The following is a 21864-nucleotide window of genomic DNA, read 5'->3' as shown; positions in this document are numbered from 1 at the left end:
CTCAGCCGAGCAGGGCGACGGCCTTGATCTGCGCCCATAACGCTTTGCCTTCCACGACGCCAAGCTGATCCGCCGAGCGGCGGGTGATACGCGCCAGCAGCGGCGTGCCTTGGGCATCCAGGCGCACCAGAACGTGCGCGGGCGTATCGGCATCGGCGATCTGTTCGACGCGGGTCGGCAGCAGGTTGCTGATGCTGGTGCCTTCGGCGCGTTCCAGCGTCAGGCTGACGTCCCGCGCATGGACACGAAAGCGCAGGCGCTGGCCGATCGCTTCATCACGCTGCCCCACCAGCACTTCGCCGCCGGTAAACACCAGGCGTGTGAGGTGATAGGCCGGGTCATGTTCTGCAACCTGCGCCTCGATGACTACGCCCGCGTCTTCACTGAAGGCGGTCGGCAAGTCGAGGCGGGCAAGGGTTTCCAGCAGTCCGCCCTGAGCAATCGCGCGCCCATTTTCCAGCAGCACCACATGATCGGCGAGTCGCGCCACTTCGTCCGGCGAGTGGCTGACATAAAGGACGGGAATCTCCAGCTCGTCATGCAGCCGTTCCAGATACGGCAGGATTTCCTGCTTGCGTTTGAAGTCCAGCGCCGCCAGCGGCTCGTCCATCAGCAACAGTCGCGGGCTGGTCAGCAGAGCGCGGGCAATGCCGACACGCTGTCGCTCACCGCCCGACAGGCGTTCGGGCATGCGGTCGAGCAGATGACCTATACCGAGCAGTTCGACCGCCTGCTCCCAGATCACGCGGCGCTCGTTCCGCGCGACACGCTTCATGCCGAATTCCAGGTTGCGCTTCACCGAAAGATGGGCGAACAGGTTGGCGTCCTGAAACACATAGCCGATCGCACGCCGGTGCGGCGGTACGAAACAGCCGCTGGCCGAGTCTTGCCAGCACTCGCCATTGATCTCGATCAGCCCGGTTGCGTTGCGCTCCAAGCCCGCGATGCAACGCAGGCAACTGGTCTTGCCGGAGCCCGAAGGGCCGAACAGGGCAGTCACGCCGCGTCCGGGCAGCTTCAGATCCACGTCCAGCCGGAAGCCGGGATGGTCCATTCGCAGCTGCGCCTGAATGCTGCTTGATCCGTTCATCCGCGCCACCCTTGCTTGAGGCGGCTGTTGTACAGCGCGAGCAGGACCAGGAAAGAGAACAGCAGCATGCCGCCCGCCAGCCAGTGCGCTTGCGCATATTCCATGGCCTCGACGTGATCGTAGATCTGCACGGACAGCACGCGGGTTTTCTCGGGGATGTTGCCGCCGATCATCAGCACCACGCCAAATTCCCCGACGGTATGGGCGAAGCCGAGGATGCTGGCCGTGACGAATCCAGGGCGAGCGAGCGGGAGAACGACGCTGAAGAAGGTATCCAGCGGCCCGGCACGCAAGGTCGCGGCAGCCTCCAGGGGGCGTTCGCCGATGGCCTCGAAGGCGTTCTGCAGCGGCTGCACGACGAAGGGCATCGAATAGAACACCGAGCCCACCACAAGACCCGCAAAGGTAAACGGCAGAGTGCCGAGCCCGAGGCTTTGCGTCAGCTGTCCGACCGGACCGTTCGGGCCCATGGCGACCAGCAGATAGAAGCCCAGCACGCTTGGCGGCAGCACCAATGGCAGCGCCACCACCGCACCGATCGGCCCCTTGAGGCGTGAACGGGTACGCGCCAGCCACCAGGCGATCGGCGTGCCGATCACCAGCAACAACAGCGTGGTAATGCCGGCAAGCTTGAGTGTCAGCAGGATGGCTGCCAAGCCTGCGTCGTTCAGCGGCATCATGGCGACGTCATTCCAGGCTGTAGCCGTATGCCTCGATCACCTCGGCGGCTTTTGCGCTTTTGAGGTATTCGAGCAGAGCCTGAGCGGCGGGGTTGTCGCGGCCCTTGTTCAGCAGAAGGGCATCCTGGCGAATAGGTGGATGAAAAGAAGCCGGTACGATCCAGCCGGAACCTTCGCCGATCACACCCTTGTCTACGACCTGAGAGAGGGCGACGAAACCGAGTTCGGCGTTGCCGCTGGCCACGAACTGATGCGCCTGGGCGATGTTTTCGCCTTGCACCAGCCGGCCACGCGTTGATTCGGTCAGGCCGAGCTTCTCTAGCGTGGCCATGGCCGCGGCGCCATACGGTGCGGTTTTCGGATTGGCGATGGAAAGATGTCGATAGGGTTGCCGAGTCAGTGTGGTTTGGTCATCGATGTAATCGCTGCGTGCCGACCACAGCACCAGTGTGCCGATGGCGTAAGGGAAGCGGCTTCCGGCAACGCCCAGGCCCTCGCTTTCAAGCTTGGCTGGGACCGCTTCGTCAGCAGCCAGCAGCACGCCGAACGGCGCGCCGTTGTGAATCTGCGCATAGAACTTTCCGGTCGCGCCAAAGGCGAGCACGGCTTTGTGCCCGGTGTCCTGTTCGAAGCGTTTGGCGATGGCCTGCATCGGCTTGGTGAAGTTCGACGCCACCGCGACCTGCACCTCAGCGGCGTGGCCGGCTATAGGCAGCAGCGCAATCGTAAACAGGGCGGCGATTGTGCAAAGACGTTTCATCCGTATTTCCTTAGTCCACGGCGATGATGACGTGAGACGCCTTGATCAGCGCCGTACAGGATTGTCCGAGTGCCAGGCCCAGCTCCTCGGCGCTCTCGTTGGTAACGACCGCGCCCAGCGTGCGGTTGCCGGGCAGCAGCAACTTGACCTCGCAGTTCACCGCGCCGGGCGTCAATCCGTTGATGGTGCCGGTCAGGCGATTGCGGGCGCTAATTTTCACCGCCGGGTCGGGCGACAGCAGCACGAAGCTGGCCTTGATCAGCGCCATCGCGGTCTTGCCTGGCGCCAGGTGAAGTTCGTCGATGCTGTCGTTGGTCAGGGTTGAGGTAATCGTCTGGCCTTCACCGATATCTAGGCTCAGGCTGCCGTTCACTGCGCCTTTTTCGACACGGGTGATGCGTCCGCGAAACTGGTTGCGCGCACTGGTTTTCATGGCGATTGCCCGGAGTAGTTTGTCGATGTCGTCGAAGCCTTCGATGCCATGTGCCACCTGGGCGAGAAAGCGTTCGTATTCCTGTTGCATGCGCTGCCAGACGTGCAGCATTTCGCGACCGAAGTCGGTCAGCTGGGTACCGCCGCCTTTGGCGCCCCCAACTGCGCGAATCACCAGCGGCCGTTCCGAGAGATTGTTCATCGCGTCCACAGCATCCCAGGCGGCCTTGTAGCTGAGGTTAATGGCCTTTGCCGCGCGGCTGATCGAGCCGGTCGCCTCGATCTGTTCCAGCAGTTCGATGCGTTTGCCGCCGAGATAACCCTTCTCGCCGCGGTTGAACCAGAGTTGCCCGTCGATGCGCAATGGCCCGAGATGCTGTGGATCGTTCATGTTTGGCCCTCGTGAATGCGGGCCATTCTGCCAATCGTTATATAGATTTGTATATAGCGTAAACGAAGCTGTCTGGAATTTGCTGCGTTGGCTGAAAAGGCAGGCGTTGCCGGTTGGATGGCTCAGGCGTAGCGTGTGGCGACCCTGCTCGGAGATTTGCCATGAGAATCCAACTAATCGTTGCCTCACTCGCCCTCACGCTGCTGGCCGGCAATGCCACGGCGGATCAGTGCCCGGCCTTGCTGCAGCATGACCTGCCGAAACTGCGTTCGAAGGAAACCATCGATCTTTGCCAGCAGTTCCAGGGCAAGGCGTTGGTGGTCGTCAACACCGCCAGCTTTTGTGGCTTCGCACCACAGTTCAAAGGCCTAGAAGCGCTTTATCAGCGATACAAGGACGAGGGATTGGCGGTTCTAGGTGTGCCGTCCGATGATTTCTTTCAGGAGTCGGACGATGCTGCCGAGACGGCTGAAGTCTGCTATGTCAATTACGGCGTGACCTTCCCGATGGCGCAAACGCAACCGGTGCGCGGTAGCGATGCGACGCCGCTGTTCAAGGAATTAGCCGAGCAGGCCGGAGGCGCGCCGCGCTGGAACTTCTACAAGTACGTGGTGGATCGCAACGGTCAAGTGGTCGACTATTTTTCCAGCAAGGTCGAGCCGGATGACCCTGAGCTGATCGCTGCGGTGGAAAAAGCGTTGGGCAAATAGCGGGGGGATGCCCCGACCGAGCGGCCGGGGCGGGGTGCATCAGAAGCGGTAGGTCATGGCTGCGCCGAAGCCATGGGCGCTGTTTTCGTAGGTGGCGTTGTAGGCGCCATGCGTAGCGCTTGCCTGACTGATTTTGGTGTCCTCTTCCCATAGATAAGAGTAGGCCAGATCAACAGTCATATCGTCGGTTGGGTTCCATGCCAGACCAAAGCTCACCGCCGTGCGATCGCCAGTCGGGATGCGCGGGGAGCGGTGGGTATTGTTGGTCGGGCTCTGATCAAGCGCCACGCCAGTACGCAACGTCCACTGCTTATTCAATTTGTAAGCCGCGCCGAGGGCGTAGGACCAAGTGTCATGCCAGTCCTGTTCTTCGGAAATCGTTCCGAAAAGACCTGAGGCTGGGCCAGGCGCCACACCTTCGTTTTCCACAACGATCGATTCGAGACGGCTCCAGCGGGTCAGCGTTGCGCCGCCGTAGATCGTCCATTGATCGTTCAGCTCATGGGTGAGTGAGAAATCGATGGATTCCGGCGTCTCCAGATCAAGCGAGGCATCGTATTTGCCATAGGCGCCAAAAGATCCCAAAGCCAAATCGCTTCCGGTGATCTCGGTATCGCCCTCTAGCTTGTAGTCGACTTTTGAGTGATAGGTTAACCCCGCCCGTGTATGCGGGCTGAACTCGTACAGCATGCCGATGTTGAAACCAAGGGCGGTATCGTCGCCTTTGATTTTTACTCGGCTATCGCTCGCACCAAGCACGGGTGGTACTGCACTCTCCAGCTGTCCATCGATACGGTTGATCGTCGGGCCAAAGCCGACCGAGAATTTCTCGTTGAATCGATAGCTGACGGTGGGCTGTACGGTGATTACACGTACTTCGCTGTAGTCACCGAAATAACGGCCTTGAAAGCCATTTTCATAGTCGGTAATCAGCCCGAATGGAACATAGACGCCTAGACCCAGCGCCCATTTATCGTCGATTGGCTTGACGTAATAGCCCATCGGAACGGCTGTTACCGGGACCATGTCACCGTCATTGCTGCCAGTAGGCGGAACGCCACTGGCATCCTTAATATCTGTCTTGGCATTGATCGCAGCCATGCCGACGCTGACCTGCTCGCGCTTGAGCAGTGCCATACCTGCAGGGTTACCAAAGACCGTAGTAGCGTCATCGGCAGAAGAGGAGCGACCTGCGAATGAGGTGCCCATGCCGCTGACGCTCTGCTCGTTGAGGGCGAAACCGGCAGCGAGAGCCTGAGTGGAAAGCGCACCTACAGCCACCGCTATCGCGGTCTTCAACCATGTTGTTTTCATTGTGGACTCCTGGGAAAAAGCGGGTCGGACCCTACCAAGGTTTTCAGATTCCTCGCAAACGGAAGAGTGCAATTTTTCGTAAATATCACGACGATCGGCAGAGATTTATTCCGAAATTCGTTAAAACCGTTTGGGCAGAATATGACCGATAAGCCACCTTCCGGCAGAGCGAAATTCACGCAACGGGCCGCTGCGAATCGGTGATCCACTCGCTCCAAGACCCTGGATACAGTTTCGCCAAGGGATATCCAGCCAGGCACAGCGCAAACAGGTTGTGACACGCGGTCACGCCCGAACCGCAATAGGCCACCAGCGATTCAGGTGACCTGTCGGTCAGTAGCTGATCGAAACGAGAGCGCAACTGATCGGATTGCAGAAAGCGCCCCGTGGCGTCCAGGTTTTCGGTGAATGGGGCGCAGCTTGCGCCAGGAATGTGGCCCGCAACCGGGTCGATTGGTTCGACTTCGCCAAGAAAGCGCGGCAGAGCGCGTGCGTCGATAAGGGTCAGTTCTGGCGTCTCGAGCCGATTCGACAGCTGAGCTGCTTCTATGATCAGGCTGTCATCCGGGTGGCCTGAAAAACTACCGACTCTATCAGCAGGAACGCTCGCATCCAGCGACAGCCCGGCCTCGCGCCATGCCTTGAAACCGCCATCGAGCAGATAGACACCGTCACGCTTGCCCAGCCAGGCCAGCAGCCACCACGCCCGAGCGGCGAACGCGCCTGGGCCGTCATCGTAGAGCACGATATCGCTGTCGTTGTGCAGTCCCCAATTCCTGAACTTCTCTACCAGATCCTGCGGCCGCGGCAGCGGATGCCGGCCGGTAACGCCTGGGACTATTTCTCCTGACAGGTCGCGTTCGAGATCGGCATAGCGGGCGCCAGGAATATGCGCCTCGGCATAGCTGCGCCGTCCATATCCAGCGTCGTCGAGGGCGAAGCGGCAATCGAGAATGCGTAGACCTGATTGTTGCAGACGCTTGGACAAATGTTCCGGACTGATCAGTTGAGCGATGGGCATGGTGGGGCTCCTTCTGTAATCGCGAAACGTTAGCACGCAGGTCCTCGCCGATGTTTGCGCAGCGATTAGACGGTCGCGATATATACTGCGCGCCTCTTCGATCGGACGCCGATCGCAAGCCGAATAACAAAGGAGGGCCTAGTGGCCATCGAAACTCAATGGGTCCTGGATAACGCTCATCTGGCCCGCCTGTGCGCCGAATGGCGCCAGTTGCCATATGTCGCGGTGGATACCGAGTTCATGCGGGTCGATACCTTTTACCCGATAGCTGCCTTGCTGCAGGTTGGCGACGGGCGCTGTGCCTATCTGATCGATCCATTGCTGATTACCGATTGGGCTGCCTTTGCCGGTTTGTTGGAAGACCAGGCGGTGGTAAAGGTTCTACATGCCTGCAGCGAAGACCTCGAAGTGCTCTGGCGTCTCACTGGCAGCTTGCCGACACCGTTGTTCGATACGCAGCTGGCCGCCGGTTACCTGAATATCGGTTTTTCCATGGGTTATTCGCGGTTGGTACAGGCGGTGTTAGGTCTCGAATTACCCAAAGGAGAGACGCGTTCCGATTGGCTGCAGCGACCGCTCAGCGAGACCCAGATTCAATACGCCGTCGAAGATGCGCAGCACCTGGCCGAACTGTACGAAGCGCTGATGCCAAAGCTATCCGAAGACAAGCGCGCATGGGTGCTGGAGGACGGCGCTGAGCTGGTGACGAACCTGCAGCGTGAAACCGATCCTGACGAGGCTTACCGTGAGGTCAAGCAGGCCTGGCGCCTCAAGCCGAAACAACTGGCGGTGCTGCGCGTCTTGACTGCGTGGCGTGAGCGCCAGGCGCGAGAGCGCAACCAGCCGCGGAATCGGGTCCTGCGCGAGCATAGCCTGTGGCCGCTGGCTCGTACCCAGCCCTCCGATCTGGTCGGCCTGGCGCGCATCGAGGACATGCATCCGCGCACCGTCAGGCAGGATGGCGAAACGTTGCTCGAACTGATCCGTACCGCTGCCACCACGCCTGAGCAGGATTGGCCCGAGCCTTTACCCGAGCCCTTGCCGCTGGACGCATCGGGCCTGTTGAAAAAGCTCCGTGCTGTTGGACAGCATGAAGCTCAGACTCTGGATATCGCTCCCGAGCTGATGCTGCGCAAGAAAGTGCTCGAAGCGTTGTTAAAAAGTGGCTATCCCGATGGCCCCTATCGCTTGCCCGAGTCGCTGCGGGGATGGCGCCGTGAGCGAATGGGGCAAGCCCTTCTCGATGTACTGGAAAAGAAGTCATGAAACGCATTTGCTCTATTTATAGAAGTCCGCGAAAAAACGAGATGTATCTGTACGTCGAACGCAGCGAGGCGCTGGCGCGTGTACCCGAAGCGTTGCTTACCGCCTTCGGTCCGCCGCAGCACGCCTTCGATATTGTTCTGACTCCGGAGCGCAAGCTGGCGCGCGAAGACATCGCGACGGTGTTCGATAACCTGGATAAACAGGGCTACCACCTTCAGATGCCACCGCCTGAGGAGGAATACATCGAACATTTGCCAGACGAACTGCTGCGCCGCAACGACCCTGTGTAATGTCACGAGCAGGCACAGCCGCCGGTCGGCTGCCGGCCTTCTTAATCGCTCCGCGCGCAGCCAAGCTTGACAGGCCATATGGCGACGGATAGCAGGCCGTTGAAACGTAGGCGAGGCAGGCAAGACAAGGCAAAAAACAGCCGAAAAAGCGGAGTTTACGTACTGTAAATGAGCATTTTGAGGCTGTTTTTAACGCAGTATTGCCAACGTAGGTAGTTCTCCAACGGCCTGCTAGACTCGCGTCTTTTAATGAGACGGCAATTTCATGGCGGCAAAAGTCGAACCCTTCTGGAAGCGCAAAACCCTCGCCGAGCTGGACTCGGCCGAATGGGAGTCGCTTTGCGACGGCTGCGGGTTGTGCTGCCTGCAAAAGCTAGAGGATGAGGAAGACGGCAGCGTCTACTACACCCGTATCGCCTGCAAGCTGCTTGACCTGAAAACCTGCCGCTGCACCGATTACCCCAATCGGCGCGCCAGCGTGCCTGATTGCGTTCAGTTGACTGCTACCGATGCAGCTCAATTCAAATGGCTGCCGCCCACCTGCGGCTATCGACTCGTTGCCGAAGGCAAGGACCTCCCGCTTTGGCATCATCTGGTTTGCGGCGACCCGGATGCCGTGCATGTCGAGCGTATTTCCCAGTCCGGACGAATGATTGCCGAGGGAGCGGTCTCCGAGGATGACTGGGAAGATCATCTGATTTTCCGGGCCGGTTGAATCAACATCTGACCGCGTCGTCATAGCACTGAATTTTATCTGGAGCCGCTCGATGTCCCTCCGTCAACTACCGCTGCTAGCCGTTCTGTTGTTGCTGTTCACCGCTCAGGCGCAAGCGGCCAAGCGCGTCGATCTGGATTTCAACGTCAAGTTCGTCCCTGAACAGGGCGTGGCTGAGGTCGAGCTGATTGTCGAGGACGGCAGTGCCATCAGATACCTCGATTTCAATCTCGGCGACGAGGGGCTTTATAGCGGTTTCGAGACCAACACCGAAGGCGGTTGGCAGGAAGAGGGTGGTCGCGGCGTTTGGCGGCCAGGTGCTGGTAAAGCTCGGCTGAGCTATCGGATGAAAGTCAGTCATCAGCGAAAAAGCGGCCGCTTCGATGCGCGGATGACCGATGACTGGGTGTTGCTGCGAGGCGACGATCTCATACCTGCCGGTCGCGTCGATCAGCAGGACGGCGTCAGGCTGATCTCGCGTATGAAGATTGAACTGCCTAAGGGCTGGAAGAGTGTAGAAACTGGCTGGCCGCGGGTAGGCGAAAATCGGTTTCGCATCGATAACCCCGAGCGCCTTTTCGATCGCCCGACCGGTTGGATTCTTGCCGGCAAGCTTGGCAGCCGCCGGGCCAGACTCGGTGAAACCGACGTAACGGTAGCCGGCCCGGTAGACGAAGGGCTGCGTCGGATGGATATCCTCACGCTGCTGACGTTCGTCTGGCCCGAGGTTCAGAACGTATTTCCCCGTGATCCGAAGAAGTTGTTAATTGTCGGTGCCGGCGACCCTATGTGGCGGGGCGGCCTTTCTGGCCCGAATTCCTTGTTCATGCACGCGGATCGTCCGTTGGTCAGCGAGAATGGCACTAGTTCGCTGGTCCATGAATTAGTGCATGTGTTCAGCCGAATCACCGATGCCGATCGCAGCGACTGGATCAGCGAAGGGTTGGCCGAGTACTACGCCATCGAGTTGATGCGCCGCGCAGGCGGCATGAGCGAGGATCGCTACCAACTGGTTCGTGAGCATCTGACAAAGTGGAGTCGTAAGGTCGACAGCCTGCGCACAGAACGTTCCAGTGGTCCCGTCACGGCCAGGGCGGTGTTATTGCTGCAGGAGCTGGACCGCGAAATCCGACAGCGCAGCAAGAACCGTCACTCTCTGGATGACGTCGCACGCGGGCTGATGCGCCTCGACAAGGTCACCACTGACGACTTCGTCAATATCACCGAAACGATGTTGGGTAGAGGCTCGGCCGTTCTGGATACCCGCCTGTTGCGTTGAATTGGGCGAACCTGGCACCAATGCATCAGCGGTATGAGTTCCAATCCAATAAGGAATTGCCATGAGTCTCATCGATCTTCGCAGCGATACGGTCACCCAGCCCACTCCGGGTATGCGCGAGGCGATGCTGAGCGCACCGACGGGTGACGACGTCTATGGCGAAGATCCGACGATACGCCGGCTGGAGCAGACCCTGGCGGCGCAATTGGGGATGGCCGCGGGCTTGTTCGTGCCCAGCGGCACCATGAGCAATCTATTGGCGCTGATGTCGCACTGCGAGCGCGGAGACGAATACATCACCGGCCAGTTGGCCCATACCTACAAATACGAGGCGGGTGGCGCTGCGGTGCTGGGCTCGATCCAGCCCCAGCCGGTCGAGATGGAAGCTGATGGGTCGCTGGATCTGGAGCGAGTGGCCGCCGCGATCAAACCGGACGATTTCCACTTTGCGCGCACCCGTCTGCTGGCGCTGGAAAACACCATGCATGGCAAGGTCCTGCCACTGACTTATCTGGCCGAGGCGAGAGCATTCACGCGCGAACGCGGGCTTGCCTTGCATCTCGACGGTGCTCGGATGTTCAACGCCGTAGTCAAGTTGAAATGCACGCCACAGGACATCAGCCGCCACTTCGATTCGGTATCGGTGTGTCTATCGAAAGGCTTGGGTGCGCCGGTCGGTTCAGTGCTTTGCGGCGACGAGGCCTTCATCGCAAAGGCAAGACGGCTGCGCAAGATGGTTGGTGGCGGCATGCGTCAGGCTGGCGTGCTGGCTGCCGCCGGGCTCTATGCACTGGAGCATCAGGTGCAGCGTCTGGAGCACGATCATCAGCGCGCCCTCGAAATAGCCAAAGGCCTTGAAGCGCTAGGGTACGTCGTCGAGCCGGTGCAGACGAATATGGTTTATGTGCAGATGGGGGCTCGGGCCGGGGCGCTTAAAGCGTTCTGCGCGCAGCGCGGAATAATCCTCACTGCAGCACCGCGGTTGCGAATGGTGACGCACCTAGACGTGCTTCCCGAGCATGTCGAATCCATTCTTGAGAGCTTCGCCGCATTTACCAGGGCATAGGCCAGAATTGCTGTCGAATAGCTTGATTCAATCTTACTTATCCTCTATGCGCGCGGCGTAGGCCCGATATAATGCGGCCCTTTGCCGGCTATCCATTGGGATAGTTGCGAACCGGCTCCCGGTGCCGCCTCGCCGTGTCGTTTTGCAGCCGTTCGGCCGCAGTCTTCTGGAAGAAATCTATGAAAAGCGCAGAAATCCGTGAAGCCTTCCTCCGCTTCTTCGAAGAGAAGGGCCATACCCGTGTGGCCTCCAGTTCGCTGATTCCGGCGAACGACCCGACCCTGTTGTTTACCAACGCCGGCATGAACCAGTTCAAGGACTGCTTCCTCGGCCTGGAAAAGCGCGCCTACACCCGCGCCACGACCAGCCAGAAATGCGTACGAGCCGGCGGTAAGCACAACGATCTGGAGAACGTCGGCTATACCGCGCGTCATCACACCTTCTTCGAGATGCTCGGCAACTTCAGCTTTGGCGACTATTTCAAGCGCGACGCGATTAGCTATGCCTGGGAATTTCTGACGTCTGAGCAGTGGCTGAACCTGCCCAAGGAAAAACTCTGGGTTACCGTCTACGCCAGCGATGATGAAGCCTACGACATCTGGACCAAGAACGTCGGCGTGCCGGCCGAGCGCATGGTGCGCATCGGTGACAACAAGGGCGCGCCATACGCTTCGGACAACTTCTGGGCGATGGGCGACACCGGCCCCTGCGGTCCTTGTACCGAAATTTTCTTCGACCACGGCGAACACATCTGGGGTGGCCCGCCCGGTTCTCCAGAAGAAGATGGCGACCGTTACATCGAGATCTGGAACAACGTGTTCATGCAATTCAACCGCACCGCGGACGGCGTCATGCACCCATTACCGGCGCCAAGCGTGGATACCGGCATGGGGCTGGAGCGCATCAGTGCGGTGCTGCAACACGTCAACTCGAATTATGAAATCGATTTGTTTCAGAGCTTGCTCGATGCGTCCGCGCAAGCCATCGGTTGCGGCAATGACGGTCAAGCTTCGCTGAAGGTCGTCGCCGACCATATCCGCTCCTGCGGTTTCCTCATCGCCGATGGCGTGACGCCGTCCAACGAAGGCCGCGGCTACGTGCTGCGGCGGATTGTCCGCCGTGCCTGCCGACACGGAAACAAGCTCGGCGCCAAAGGCAGCTTCTTTTACAAGATCGTCGCCGCGCTGGTTGCGGAAATGGGCGAAGCGTTCACCGAACTAAAAACCCAGCAGGCACATATCGAACGCGTGCTGAAGACCGAGGAAGAGCAATTCGCCAAGACACTTGAGCAAGGGCTGAAGATTCTTGAACAGGATCTGGCAGAGCTGAAGGGAAATGTCATTCCGGGCGAAGTGATTTTCAAGCTTTACGATACCTACGGCTTTCCCGTCGATCTCACCGGTGACATCGCGCGGGAGCGCGAACTGACGCTGGACGAAGCAGGCTTCGAACGCGAAATGGAAGCTCAGCGCGAGCGCGCGCGTTCGGCCAGCGCCTTCGGCATGGACTACAACAATCTGGTCAAGGTAGAGGGTGAGACCCGCTTTACCGGTTACCTGAGCACTGCCGGCCGCGGCAAGGTGCTGGCGTTGTTCAAGGAAGGCATGGCCGTACAGAGCCTTTCGGCGGGCGAGGAGGGCGTAGTCGTTCTCGACGAGACGCCATTTTATGCTGAATCCGGTGGCCAGATCGGCGACTGCGGTTTCCTGTCAGATGAGGGGCTGCGCTTCGATGTTCGCGATACCAGCAAGGCGGGCGGCGCATTTCTCCACCACGGCATTCTCGATAGCGGCAGTTTGGCGGTGGGTGCGACAGTCGATGCCACCGTCGACGCTTCGGTTCGCCAGGCGACAGCGCTGAACCACTCGGCAACACATCTGCTACATGCAGCGTTGCGGCAGGTTCTCGGTGAGCACGTCAGTCAGAAAGGCTCGCTGGTGGATAGTCAACGTCTACGCTTTGACTTCAGTCATTTCGAGGCGATCAAACCTGAACAGCTTAAGGCGCTCGAGGACAAGGTAAACGCTGAGATTCGCGGCAACTCCGTCGTTGAAATCGAGGAAACCGACATCGAGACGGCCAAGGCGAAAGGTGCCATGGCGCTGTTCGACGAGAAGTATGGCGATCAGGTGCGGGTCCTGACTATGGGTGGTGGCTTCTCGGTCGAGCTCTGTGGCGGTACCCATGTCAAGCGTACCGGCGACATCGGCCTGTTCAAGATTGTCAGTGAAGGCGGGGTCGCGGCCGGTGTGCGTCGTATCGAAGCGGTCACTGGCGAGCAGGCGTTGGCCTATCTGAATGGTGCCGAAGACCAGTTGAAAGAAGCGGCCGCACTGATCAAAGGCAGTCGCGACAACCTATTGGATAAGCTGGGTTCAGTGTTGGAGCGCAATCGCCAGCTGGAGAAGGAGCTCGAGCAGCTCAAGGCCAAGGCAGCCAGCGCTACCGGTAACGACCTTGCCGGCTCTGCTGTCGATATCAAAGGCGTGAAGACGCTGGCCTCGAGGGTGGACGGCCTGGACGGTAAGGCATTGCTGGCATTAGTCGACCAGCTGAAGAACAAGCTCGGTAGCGGCGTGATCCTTCTTGGCGGTGTGCAGGACGAAAAAGTCGTGCTGGTGGCTGGGGTGACTCAGGATCTGACCGGCCGGCTGAAGGCGGGCGATTTGATGAAGCAGGCAGCTGCCATTGTTGGCGGCAAAGGCGGTGGTCGGCCTGACATGGCGCAGGGTGGCGGGACCGATGCCGGCCGCCTCGATGAAGCGTTGGCGCTTGCCCAGTCCTTCGTCGAGCAAAGCCTGTAGCCAGCAGTACAAGGCCGGCTAGAAAAGTATTACGACGTATGGCGCACCGGGCAGGCCGCTGTCCGGTGTACTTGGCGGCTTGGGTTGATTGTTTAATGAGCGCCCGTGACGGGCTTAGGCGGCTATGAAATGGCTTTGATCGTACAGAAGTTTGGAGGTACCTCGGTGGGCTCCGTCGAGCGCATCGAGCAAGTGGCGGCAAAGGTCAAGAAATTCCGCGACAACGGCGACGATATTGTTGTAGTGGTCTCGGCAATGAGCGGTGAAACCAATCGCTTGATCGATCTGGCCAAACAGATCATTGAGCAGCCAGTAGCTCGTGAGCTGGATGTGATGGTTTCGACCGGCGAGCAGGTGACTATCGCCTTGCTGGCGATGGCGCTGATCAAGATTGGCGTGCCGGCGGTGTCTTACACGGGCAGTCAGGTTCGTATCCTGACCGATAGCGCTCACACCAAGGCCCGCATTCTCCAGATCGATTCGCAGAGCATCCACAAGGAGCTCAAGGCGGGCCGTGTTGTTGTGGTCGCCGGTTTCCAGGGCGTGGACGAAGGCGGCAACATCACTACGCTCGGACGTGGTGGCTCGGATACCACGGGTGTAGCGCTGGCCGCGGCGCTGAAGGCCGACGAATGTCAGATCTATACCGATGTCGATGGCGTCTACACAACCGATCCCCGTGTCGTTGCAAAGGCCCAACGCCTCGACAAGATCACGTTTGAGGAAATGCTCGAGATGGCGAGTCTCGGCTCCAAGGTGCTGCAGATCCGCGCCGTGGAGTTTGCCGGTAAATACAGCGTGCCCTTGCGCGTGCTGCACAGCTTTCAGGAGGGTCCGGGAACCCTCATTACCCTTGATGAAGAGGAATCCATGGAACAGCCCATTATTTCCGGCATCGCTTTCAATCGTGACGAAGCCAAGCTGACCATTCGTGGTGTGCCGGATACGCCCGGAGTGGCCTTCAAGATTCTCGGGCCGATCAGTGCGGCGAACGTCGAGGTCGACATGATCGTGCAGAACGTCGCGCACGATAACACCACCGATTTCACCTTCACTGTGCACCGGAACGACTACCATAACGCGCTACAGGTGCTCGAAAGCATCGCGCGAGAAATGGGTGCCCGCGAGGTCATCGGCGATGTTGATATCGCAAAGGTGTCGATCGTTGGTGTGGGCATGCGCTCACATGCGGGCGTCGCCAGTCGCATGTTCGAAGCGCTGGCCAAGGAAAACATCAACATTCAGATGATCTCCACCTCAGAAATCAAGGTGTCGGTGGTAATCGAAGAGAAGTATCTAGAGCTGGCGGTGCGGGCGCTGCACACCGCTTTCGAGTTGGACGCTCCGGCTGGAAAAGTGGAGTGATTGGCAGAAGGTGCGACCAATTCGCACCTTCCGTCGATTTGAACAGCGTAAAAGGAACTTTAGACTCGTTCCTACTGGTCAATAGCTGGTGAAAGGCTCTAGGGTCGATGTCTCACGGAACATTATCCGTTTTTATCTTTGCAGACTGTTTACTGAATTGAATCCGTTTTTAAGGAGAAAGGAATGCTGATTCTGACTCGCCGGGTCGGAGAGACCCTGATGGTGGGTGACGATGTGACTGTCACTGTACTGGGTGTTAAGGGAAATCAAGTGCGTATAGGAGTGAATGCACCCAAAGAGGTAGCGGTGCATCGCGAGGAGATTTATCAACGGATCCAAAAAGAGAAAGATCAAGAACCAAGCCATTAATTTTTATCTGCTTTTTGGCTTTGCAAGCGGGGTAAAGATGGGTATTATGCGCCCCGTGTTGCGGAGAGGTGGCCGAGTGGCCGAAGGCGCTCCCCTGCTAAGGGAGTACATCTCAAAAGGGTGTCGGGGGTTCGAATCCCCCCCTCTCCGCCATTTGCATAGTCGGATCGTGAGTTGGTTTAGCAATGAAATTTGATGAGAAATCATTGAATTAAAGAACTTGACCGATAAAATCACGAACTTATAATGCGCACCCTCAGTGCACTCATAGCTCAGCTGGATAGAGTACTCGGCTACGAACCGAGCGGTCGGAGGTTCGAATCCTCCTGAGTGCACCATATTAAAACAAGTCGCAGAAATGTGATTTGTTGCTGTAACCAGCGGTGATCTGGTTTATCAAGCGCTAATGCACTCATAGCTCAGCTGGATAGAGTACTCGGCTACGAACCGAGCGGTCGGAGGTTCGAATCCTCCTGAGTGCACCAAAAAATGAAAAAGGGCCTGCAGCGATGCAGGCCCTTTTTCGTTTGCGCTTCTTTCAGCGCTTGCCGCGAACGCATCCATGCTCATCGAAGCTGACGGTTCTTGTCCGGCCTTTGTCAGCGATGTAGCGATACTGCACCTGTCCGTTGCGGCCGGTGACAGTGTCCGGTGTGCCGAAAGTGCTTTCGATGTCGGCGCGGGTCATGCCGGGAAGGGCCTGCTGGCTAATCATTGCATGGCGTCTTGCGCTGCCCGTCACGCGGTTACCACACCCGTCGTCCTGTATGCCTACGACGGTGAGCGATCTGTCTGGTTCTGCGTGGCTTATCTTGCGTCGCGGTTTTGGCTTTGCCATGGGAACGGCCTTGCCGGAGCTTGGTGTTGGATTCAATGCTTCTTGTAACTGCCCAGACTGATTCGTTGGACAGCCTTGTCGGGTGAAGGTCAGGTGACCTGCTTCGTCGACGCAGCGATAAATGTTTACGGCGAACGTTGGGGTGGCAGTGAGAAGCAGCGCGCAACAACTTGCTGTGAGTAGATTGTTCATTAGTTGTCCTCCTTGACGATTGCCGAGCCAGCCTAGCTAATAATTTCTGTCGCTGCAGTCGTGCCTTCCTGCAACGTGAATGCGTCGACACTGGTAGTAAGCAATCCTTACTGAGATTGCGGTGCAAGCGATTGTATTGCTTGTATTTCGTGGTCTGGCTTGGCGGTTGCGGTGGTATTATTGCGCGGTCCGCCCTTCCGGGTTTCTGGATTCCTCTCATGGATTTGCCCAGTAGTCGTATAAAAGTTTCGCTTGCCAATCACGAATCGAATGATTGATCCCCTGGCGCGCTCCGACCGCTGGGGGTGGAGTGCGCCATGACTGAAGTAGAAGCAAAAAAACCGCAAGAAAGTCTCCAGGATCGCCTGGCGCAAGTCGTCGAGCTGCTTCATCGCCATAAGATCGTTGAAGATCTGGCTCATCGCCAGGGGCAGGAAGGGCAGCATCAGGAGTTGGTCGAGAATCTGGTGCATCGCCAGAACCTCGTCGAACTACAGCGCAAGCTGGAAGCACTACACCCGGCCGACATCGCTCATATTCTCGAAGCGTTGCCGCTCGATGATCGTCTGACGGTATGGCAGCTGGTCAAATCGGACCGGGACGGCGACATTCTGCTTGAGGTCTCCGACGCGGTTCGCGAAACGCTGATCGCCGACATGGACGATCACGAACTCCTCGCCGCTGCCAAGGAAATGGACGCCGACGAGCTGGCGGATCTAGCGGCGGAGCTGCCTCGCGACGTTGTTCACGAACTGATGGAAACTCTCGACGCGCAGCAGCGTGAGCGTGTCCGCTCGGCCTTATCCTATGAAGAGGATCAAGTTGGTGCGCTGATGGACTTCGAGATGGTCACGATCCGAGAGGACGTGAGTCTTGAGGTGGTTCTGCGCTACCTGCGACGACTGAAGGAATTGCCTGGGCATACCGACAAGCTGTTCGTAGTTGATTACGACGGTGTGCTCAAGGGGGTTCTTCCCATCAAGCGGCTGTTGGTCAACGACCCCGAGAAGCAGGTCGCCGAGGTAATGGCCAGCGATCCGGTGACCTTCCATCCAGACGAGGATGCCTACGAGGCGGCGCAAGCATTCGAGCGCTACGACCTGGTTTCAACGCCTGTGGTGGACAAGAGCGGTAAGCTCATTGGCCGTTTGACCATCGATGAGATGGTCGATCTGATTCGCGAAGAAAGCGAAAGCGAAGTGCTCAACATGGCCGGTCTGCGCGAAGAAGAAGACATCTTCGCCTCGGTCTGGAAGTCGTTGCGCAACCGTTGGGCGTGGCTGGCGGTGAATCTAATCACGGCATTTATCGCCTCGCGCGTGATTGGTCTTTTCGACGGTTCGATCGAAAAATTGGTGGCACTCGCCGCGTTGATGCCGATCGTTGCCGGGATTGGCGGCAATTCGGGCAATCAGACCATCACAATGATTGTCAGGGCGATGGCGCTAGACCAAATGGGGACCGGCAACAGTGCTCGCCTGCTGCGTAAGGAAGCGGGTGTTGGCATGCTGAATGGCCTGATATGGGGTGGGGTTATCGGCACCGTGGTCTATTGGCTGTATGGCAGCTGGTCGCTCGGTGTCGTGATGACGGCAGCAATGACGCTCAACTTGCTGCTGGCAGCACTGATGGGCGTTCTGATTCCGGTGACTCTGGCCCGCATGGGGCGGGATCCTGCGTTGGGTTCCAGCGTAATGATCACAGCTGTAACCGACAGTGGCGGTTTCTTCATTTTTCTAGGACTGGCGACACTTTTTCTTCTTTGATTCCTTCAGTTTGCTGCAGCTTGGCGTTTACCTTGTATCTGTTTTTCGGGCTACCGATCAAGCGAATAAGCAGTTCGCAACCGGAATGAAGAATAACGCCTGTATCAATAGATGCGGACATTCGTACCTGACGGCCCTCGGAGCGGTGCTCAGGTTTTCCTGGATGATCTGGGCGGCTAGGAACAGAACTTCAGGAGCCAAACGACAAACGCCCCGACCGAAATCGAGGCGTTTATGACAGTATTCCGCAGGCTGGCATTCAGGTGAACCGTTTAACCACCCCTGAATGGTTAATCGTCTTCTTTTGCGGCTTCGGTGTCTTGCGCAATCAGAGCGATAAGAGCGTTCTGCTGGCGATGGGCAAGCTGACGGAAACGTTGAAGCAGCTCGCGCTCGTGAAGCGTCAGTTCCGGGCTATCCAGGCGCATGTTCAAATCATCATCGAGCGCACCTTCTTGCAGAAGGCTTTGCTCCAAACGGGCGATAATTTCTGAATTCATGCTGCGATGATGGTTACGTGCAACCTCAGCGATACGCTCACGCATTCCGTCTGGTAGCCGAACCACGAATTTGTCAGCCGTGCGGCTGGAATAAACTGCCTGCTTCATAGGGCGCATATTAAACCGGTTAGTCAGGTGGACGATGGTGGCTTATTGCCGTTCTAGTCACCGGTCTGACAACCAAACAGCGCTCGCTGTTCCACGACCTGTAAAAAAGATACTAGGCGGCTTAATGACGCCAATTATACGGCGACAAAAAAGCGAGTAAAGGCACTGTGGTGTCAAATTGCCTTTACTTGTGACTTACCTCTGATCTTTTCACTTCAATTGGCTTTACTAGCGCATCACGGGATCGAATTTGAAGCGCCGACCGACCAGCAGGGATGCGGCAAATAGCGTTCCGAAAAGCACCGCACCACTTTTAGCGGCGATCTCCCAGGCACCAGAAAGATCGACGCCGACACTCAACACCCCACAAGCGATGCTAAGCAAAAAGAACACGAAAGCATAAATCGACATTTCCTTATCTCCTGATAAACCTTCGACGGCAAAAAATTGTCTTTAAAACCCAGCGACGTGATCGCCATTCATACGCCAATAGTTGTTCTGAGCCGGCGACCGTTGGATACGCAAGAGCGAATTTGCTCGGTCTGGTTGAGCTGTGAACGATCCATGCCAAGGGTCGTGTCTTCCCTATTGAGCTACCGCGACAAAAGCCAAATATGCACAAGCAAGGTGGGCGTAGCATCAATGCCTTCGCTAATGGTCGGCTTGACTTAAGCATTCCACATGCCAGCTTTTCAGCCGGTAAAATCCTTTAATTTACAGTGGCTTGGTGATAGGGAGGCTTAGACTGATAATGCGCTTTGCATGTTTTGGCTAGGTTTTTCGTGCATTTTGCAATTTCGCGCTTCGACTGCGGCGATGCAGTGAGACGGTCCTGTCCGGCTGCACGGCAGGCTTTATGCCGGCCGCGTGCATGACAAATGCATGCAGGCTCGCTAACATGCTGCCCCGCCTAATACGTCCCAGTAGCTCAATTGGATAGAGCATCCCCCTCCTAAGGGGAAGGTTGTGAGTTCGAACCTCGCCTGGGACGCCAAGTTTTCATATCCATTTTTATACGAATCGCTTCATCGATGCGTGTTCGCATGATAGGCATGACCATGGCGGAAATTGCCCTGGGGTTGTCCAGCGCGAAGCTCTGCTTATTGGATGCTGGAGATGATAGGTTGGAACTAGTGGCCAGCTAGTTCTGAAAGATCTGCACGACACGTCGACTATCTGGGGTGTCAACTGAAGCGATCAGCCGCCTGGTCGCGACGTGCTTCGCGTTGGAGTTGATAGACGAATCGTTCAATCTGGCGTTGCGTCAGGCCGCTAATACGGTAGAAGCGCATGCCACAGAAGGTTACGTCGAGCTTCTCGTCGAAGACGAGGTGCCGAAGCTCTGCTGCTGTTGTGATGGTGCCGAAGGGCAGCTTGGCGGAAAGCTGTTCATAGACACGCCCAGTCTGCAGGCCGCTTTGTACATCTCCCTGAAAGCTCAGCTTGCAACCGGTTGCCGACATATCCAGCAGTTTGCCTTCCAATGGCTTTTTGATTGCCTTGCCACTTAGCGCTGCGCTGATAGGCTGTCCTAGTAGCGGGGCGCGATAGGCGTTACGACGTTGGTGATAGAGGATTTCGCCAGGTAGCGGAGCCCAGTAGCAACGCGCATCGTCCAGCTCACCGAGGTGTATCGGATGGTTGTTTTCCCAAGCGATACGCACGCCCTCATAGAAGCCTTCGGCATGGAACGATTCGCCGGAAAGTAGCAACCGTTCACCGTCGCTCGGTATCAGCTCGTCGAATGCGATCCAGCCCTTCTCCCGATTTACCTCCACCAGATAAGTCTGATAGCGCTGGCTGCGTTCGGCGAAGCGGACCAGTAACGGGATGTGATTATCCAGAAGAAGCCGCAGGTTGGCATGAACCTCAACCGCAGTTTTGAGGGTTTGCGGAGGCTGGGGGCCTTCTTCCTCTATAAAAGGGTTAGACACTTTGCGTTGCTCTCCGGCACATAACGAACACTAGCCGCATAGTAGCATTTTGCCTCTATTGGCTGCGTGTTTGTGCTTTAAGCCTGGCTAAGTGGGCGATGATGCGCGCTTTTTGCGGCAGCGCCTCGGCGATCGTACAAGTCTGGCGTCTGGTTACTGCCCTGCAATAGCTGCAGCATGCTGCCAACTGCGCTCTGGTTCGCGCGGATAAGTTTGCCGTTGCGCTCATTGGAGCTTCTGCAGGCTTCAAGGATGGCATCGAGCTGTTCTGCCTGGACCATGATTTCCTGAGCTGCCTTGGATTCTTTGACAAATGCTATCAAGCCGCTCCGATCAGCGCTGAGCTGTGCCTTTGTAAGCGCCTGGCTGCGGAGGGTGCCGTGTTGCCCCAGCAGTGCTAGTAGCGCCTGCTTTTGCGTGAGTAATTGTTCCAGGCCCGAGAGATCGCGCTCGGCGAGTGCCTGATACTCCGCATTGGTGAGCTCCAGAAGTTTTCTGGCAGTGTCGATATCCTCAATGAGCTGCTGAAGCAATTCGGTATCTTGCATAGTGGCCTCTGACGCGTTGACGCTTGGTTACCACTTATCGCCAAGGCTTCAACGCTGGCTTTCGAACGCTAGCAGCTTCGACGCTACTCGCTGATTATCTATCTGGTAGCTTCCATCGGCGATGGCTTGCTTGATTTGAGCTACACGCTCCTGATCGACGGAGGGCTGCTGATTCAGCTTTTCCGTTGCTTGTTGCAGACGCTGCGCTTCAGGGCTCAGTTGAACACTCTCGCCGGTTACCGGTGCGCTGTCGGCCGTGCTTTTGGTCGCTTCAGTCGTTGGGTTCTGCTGGACTGTCGATCGCTCAGCGTTCTGGACGCTACTGTTGCGTCCGCTGCTCGGTGGATTGGCGGCGCTATTTGGCCGGTTGAAATCGATAACCATGATCGAAACCTCGAATAAGTCAGGACGCTTGCCTGCTTTTCG

General features: G+C 57.7%; 22 protein-coding genes and 4 tRNA genes. 14 read left to right on the top strand and 12 right to left on the bottom strand.

From position 1 onward, the window contains the following. Position 1: 1 nt before the first annotated feature. From modC to D7241_RS16825, 4 genes are read right to left on the bottom strand one after another with little or no spacing between them, the layout of a single operon-like run. A complete protein-coding gene (modC, locus tag D7241_RS16840; protein WP_408102495.1) occupies positions 2 to 1090 on the bottom strand; it encodes a molybdenum ABC transporter ATP-binding protein in 1089 nt (362 codons plus the stop codon). Further along, entirely contained in the window at positions 1087 to 1767 is a 681-nt protein-coding gene (gene modB / locus D7241_RS16835) for a molybdate ABC transporter permease subunit (protein ID WP_408102950.1), read from the bottom strand. The genes modC and modB overlap by 4 nt, the downstream gene beginning before the upstream one ends. A gap of 10 nt (positions 1768 to 1777) precedes the next feature. After that, entirely contained in the window at positions 1778 to 2530 is a 753-nt protein-coding gene (gene modA, locus D7241_RS16830; RefSeq protein ID WP_408102494.1) for a molybdate ABC transporter substrate-binding protein, read from the bottom strand. A 10-nt stretch (positions 2531 to 2540) separates the two neighbouring features. Beyond that, positions 2541 to 3353, bottom strand: coding sequence for a TOBE domain-containing protein (locus tag D7241_RS16825; protein WP_408102493.1), 813 nt, complete (start codon positions 3351 to 3353; stop codon positions 2541 to 2543). A gap of 161 nt (positions 3354 to 3514) precedes the next feature. Here D7241_RS16825 and D7241_RS16820 point away from each other — a divergent pair, with 161 nt between their 5' ends. Beyond that, the gene (locus D7241_RS16820; RefSeq protein ID WP_255978727.1) at positions 3515 to 4063 is read left to right on the top strand and encodes a glutathione peroxidase; all 549 of its coding nucleotides are present in this window, start codon (positions 3515 to 3517) and stop codon (positions 4061 to 4063) included. 39 nt (positions 4064 to 4102) lie between these two features. Here D7241_RS16820 and D7241_RS16815 read toward each other — a convergent pair whose 3' ends face one another. Then, complete coding sequence (locus D7241_RS16815; RefSeq protein ID WP_408102492.1) at positions 4103 to 5377, bottom strand: OmpP1/FadL family transporter; 1275 nt, start codon at positions 5375 to 5377, stop codon at positions 4103 to 4105. A 175-nt stretch (positions 5378 to 5552) separates the two neighbouring features. Beyond that, positions 5553 to 6398: a sulfurtransferase gene (locus D7241_RS16810; RefSeq protein ID WP_408102491.1), complete on the bottom strand. Its 846-nt coding sequence runs from the start codon at positions 6396 to 6398 to the stop codon at positions 5553 to 5555. 141 nt (positions 6399 to 6539) lie between these two features. Here D7241_RS16810 and rnd point away from each other — a divergent pair, with 141 nt between their 5' ends. The 11 genes from rnd (at position 6540) to D7241_RS16755 (ending at position 16037) form a co-directional block, all read left to right on the top strand. Then, entirely contained in the window at positions 6540 to 7664 is a 1125-nt protein-coding gene (rnd, locus tag D7241_RS16805) for a ribonuclease D (protein WP_408102490.1), read from the top strand. Continuing rightward, entirely contained in the window at positions 7661 to 7954 is a 294-nt protein-coding gene (locus D7241_RS16800; RefSeq protein WP_408102489.1) for a YcgL domain-containing protein, read from the top strand. Before rnd ends, D7241_RS16800 begins: the two co-directional genes overlap by 4 nt. 265 nt (positions 7955 to 8219) lie before the next feature. Further along, on the top strand, positions 8220 to 8669 hold the full coding sequence (locus D7241_RS16795; RefSeq protein ID WP_408102488.1) for a YcgN family cysteine cluster protein: 450 nt from the start codon (positions 8220 to 8222) through the stop codon (positions 8667 to 8669). A 52-nt stretch (positions 8670 to 8721) separates the two neighbouring features. Beyond that, the gene (locus D7241_RS16790; RefSeq protein WP_408102487.1) at positions 8722 to 9948 is read left to right on the top strand and encodes a hypothetical protein; all 1227 of its coding nucleotides are present in this window, start codon (positions 8722 to 8724) and stop codon (positions 9946 to 9948) included. 61 nt (positions 9949 to 10009) lie between these two features. After that, positions 10010 to 11014 (top strand): low-specificity L-threonine aldolase, encoded by a 1005-nt coding sequence (gene ltaE, locus D7241_RS16785; protein ID WP_408102486.1) that lies wholly within the window; start codon positions 10010 to 10012, stop codon positions 11012 to 11014. A 179-nt stretch (positions 11015 to 11193) separates the two neighbouring features. Then, entirely contained in the window at positions 11194 to 13818 is a 2625-nt protein-coding gene (gene alaS, locus D7241_RS16780) for an alanine--tRNA ligase (protein ID WP_408102485.1), read from the top strand. A 129-nt stretch (positions 13819 to 13947) separates the two neighbouring features. After that, complete coding sequence (locus D7241_RS16775; protein ID WP_408102484.1) at positions 13948 to 15183, top strand: aspartate kinase; 1236 nt, start codon at positions 13948 to 13950, stop codon at positions 15181 to 15183. A 183-nt stretch (positions 15184 to 15366) separates the two neighbouring features. Further along, positions 15367 to 15552: a carbon storage regulator CsrA gene (gene csrA / locus D7241_RS16770; protein WP_003283978.1), complete on the top strand. Its 186-nt coding sequence runs from the start codon at positions 15367 to 15369 to the stop codon at positions 15550 to 15552. A gap of 62 nt (positions 15553 to 15614) precedes the next feature. Next, a tRNA-Ser gene (locus D7241_RS16765) sits at positions 15615 to 15705 on the top strand. A gap of 108 nt (positions 15706 to 15813) precedes the next feature. Continuing rightward, positions 15814 to 15890 (top strand) — tRNA-Arg (locus D7241_RS16760). A 70-nt stretch (positions 15891 to 15960) separates the two neighbouring features. Next, positions 15961 to 16037 (top strand) — tRNA-Arg (locus tag D7241_RS16755). A 53-nt stretch (positions 16038 to 16090) separates the two neighbouring features. Here D7241_RS16755 and D7241_RS16750 read toward each other — a convergent pair. Further along, positions 16091 to 16582, bottom strand: a complete 492-nt coding sequence (locus D7241_RS16750) for a DUF4124 domain-containing protein (protein ID WP_408102483.1) — start codon at positions 16580 to 16582, stop codon at positions 16091 to 16093. A 317-nt stretch (positions 16583 to 16899) separates the two neighbouring features. On the opposite strand from D7241_RS16750, the gene mgtE reads away from it, so the two are divergent. Next, a complete protein-coding gene (gene mgtE / locus D7241_RS16745; RefSeq protein WP_408102482.1) occupies positions 16900 to 18348 on the top strand; it encodes a magnesium transporter in 1449 nt (482 codons plus the stop codon). A 290-nt stretch (positions 18349 to 18638) separates the two neighbouring features. Here the strand turns inward: mgtE and D7241_RS16740 are convergent, their stop codons facing one another. Both D7241_RS16740 and D7241_RS16735 read right to left on the bottom strand, forming a co-directional pair. Further along, on the bottom strand, positions 18639 to 18965 hold the full coding sequence (locus D7241_RS16740) for an Arc family DNA-binding protein (protein ID WP_408102481.1): 327 nt from the start codon (positions 18963 to 18965) through the stop codon (positions 18639 to 18641). A 219-nt stretch (positions 18966 to 19184) separates the two neighbouring features. Then, positions 19185 to 19367 (bottom strand): PA3371 family protein, encoded by a 183-nt coding sequence (locus D7241_RS16735; RefSeq protein ID WP_408102480.1) that lies wholly within the window; start codon positions 19365 to 19367, stop codon positions 19185 to 19187. A gap of 506 nt (positions 19368 to 19873) precedes the next feature. Between D7241_RS16735 and D7241_RS16730 the strand changes: the two genes are divergently transcribed. Then, positions 19874 to 19950: transfer RNA gene (locus tag D7241_RS16730), tRNA-Arg, on the top strand. A 190-nt stretch (positions 19951 to 20140) separates the two neighbouring features. Here the strand turns inward: D7241_RS16730 and D7241_RS16725 are convergent. The 3 genes from D7241_RS16725 to flgM form a co-directional block, all read right to left on the bottom strand. Further along, a complete protein-coding gene (locus D7241_RS16725) occupies positions 20141 to 20890 on the bottom strand; it encodes a flagellar brake protein (RefSeq protein WP_255978693.1) in 750 nt (249 codons plus the stop codon). A 77-nt stretch (positions 20891 to 20967) separates the two neighbouring features. After that, complete coding sequence (locus tag D7241_RS16720) at positions 20968 to 21438, bottom strand: flagella synthesis protein FlgN (RefSeq protein WP_255978690.1); 471 nt, start codon at positions 21436 to 21438, stop codon at positions 20968 to 20970. Between the two features lie 48 nt (positions 21439 to 21486). Then, the gene (gene flgM, locus D7241_RS16715; protein ID WP_408102479.1) at positions 21487 to 21822 is read right to left on the bottom strand and encodes a flagellar biosynthesis anti-sigma factor FlgM; all 336 of its coding nucleotides are present in this window, start codon (positions 21820 to 21822) and stop codon (positions 21487 to 21489) included. Between the last annotated feature and the right edge of the window lie 42 nt (positions 21823 to 21864).

The sequence above is a fragment of the Stutzerimonas sp. VN223-3 genome (assembly GCF_045999685.1).
In the GTDB taxonomy this organism is placed as follows: Bacteria; Pseudomonadota; Gammaproteobacteria; order Pseudomonadales; family Pseudomonadaceae; genus Stutzerimonas; species Stutzerimonas stutzeri_AR.
Note: the sequence above shows the minus strand (reverse complement) of the source record. Positions and strands in the feature narration are given on the sequence as shown.

Coding starts and splice junctions, on each gene's coding strand:
- D7241_RS16795 (WP_408102488.1), top strand. CDS start 8,220: ATGGCGGCAAAAGTCGAACCCTTCTGGAAGCGCAAAACCCTCGCCGAG.
- D7241_RS16790 (WP_408102487.1), top strand. CDS start 8,722: ATGTCCCTCCGTCAACTACCGCTGCTAGCCGTTCTGTTGTTGCTGTTC.
- modC (WP_408102495.1), bottom strand. CDS start 1,090: ATGAACGGATCAAGCAGCATTCAGGCGCAGCTGCGAATGGACCATCCC.
- D7241_RS16820 (WP_255978727.1), top strand. CDS start 3,515: ATGAGAATCCAACTAATCGTTGCCTCACTCGCCCTCACGCTGCTGGCC.
- mgtE (WP_408102482.1), top strand. CDS start 16,900: ATGACTGAAGTAGAAGCAAAAAAACCGCAAGAAAGTCTCCAGGATCGC.
- D7241_RS16720 (WP_255978690.1), bottom strand. CDS start 21,438: ATGCAAGATACCGAATTGCTTCAGCAGCTCATTGAGGATATCGACACT.
- D7241_RS16775 (WP_408102484.1), top strand. CDS start 13,948: ATGGCTTTGATCGTACAGAAGTTTGGAGGTACCTCGGTGGGCTCCGTC.
- D7241_RS16800 (WP_408102489.1), top strand. CDS start 7,661: ATGAAACGCATTTGCTCTATTTATAGAAGTCCGCGAAAAAACGAGATG.
- D7241_RS16825 (WP_408102493.1), bottom strand. CDS start 3,353: ATGAACGATCCACAGCATCTCGGGCCATTGCGCATCGACGGGCAACTC.
- modB (WP_408102950.1), bottom strand. CDS start 1,767: ATGCCGCTGAACGACGCAGGCTTGGCAGCCATCCTGCTGACACTCAAG.
- D7241_RS16815 (WP_408102492.1), bottom strand. CDS start 5,377: ATGAAAACAACATGGTTGAAGACCGCGATAGCGGTGGCTGTAGGTGCG.
- D7241_RS16740 (WP_408102481.1), bottom strand. CDS start 18,965: ATGCGCCCTATGAAGCAGGCAGTTTATTCCAGCCGCACGGCTGACAAA.
- flgM (WP_408102479.1), bottom strand. CDS start 21,822: ATGGTTATCGATTTCAACCGGCCAAATAGCGCCGCCAATCCACCGAGC.
- D7241_RS16735 (WP_408102480.1), bottom strand. CDS start 19,367: ATGTCGATTTATGCTTTCGTGTTCTTTTTGCTTAGCATCGCTTGTGGG.
- D7241_RS16750 (WP_408102483.1), bottom strand. CDS start 16,582: ATGAACAATCTACTCACAGCAAGTTGTTGCGCGCTGCTTCTCACTGCC.
- alaS (WP_408102485.1), top strand. CDS start 11,194: ATGAAAAGCGCAGAAATCCGTGAAGCCTTCCTCCGCTTCTTCGAAGAG.
- ltaE (WP_408102486.1), top strand. CDS start 10,010: ATGAGTCTCATCGATCTTCGCAGCGATACGGTCACCCAGCCCACTCCG.
- csrA (WP_003283978.1), top strand. CDS start 15,367: ATGCTGATTCTGACTCGCCGGGTCGGAGAGACCCTGATGGTGGGTGAC.
- modA (WP_408102494.1), bottom strand. CDS start 2,530: ATGAAACGTCTTTGCACAATCGCCGCCCTGTTTACGATTGCGCTGCTG.
- D7241_RS16810 (WP_408102491.1), bottom strand. CDS start 6,398: ATGCCCATCGCTCAACTGATCAGTCCGGAACATTTGTCCAAGCGTCTG.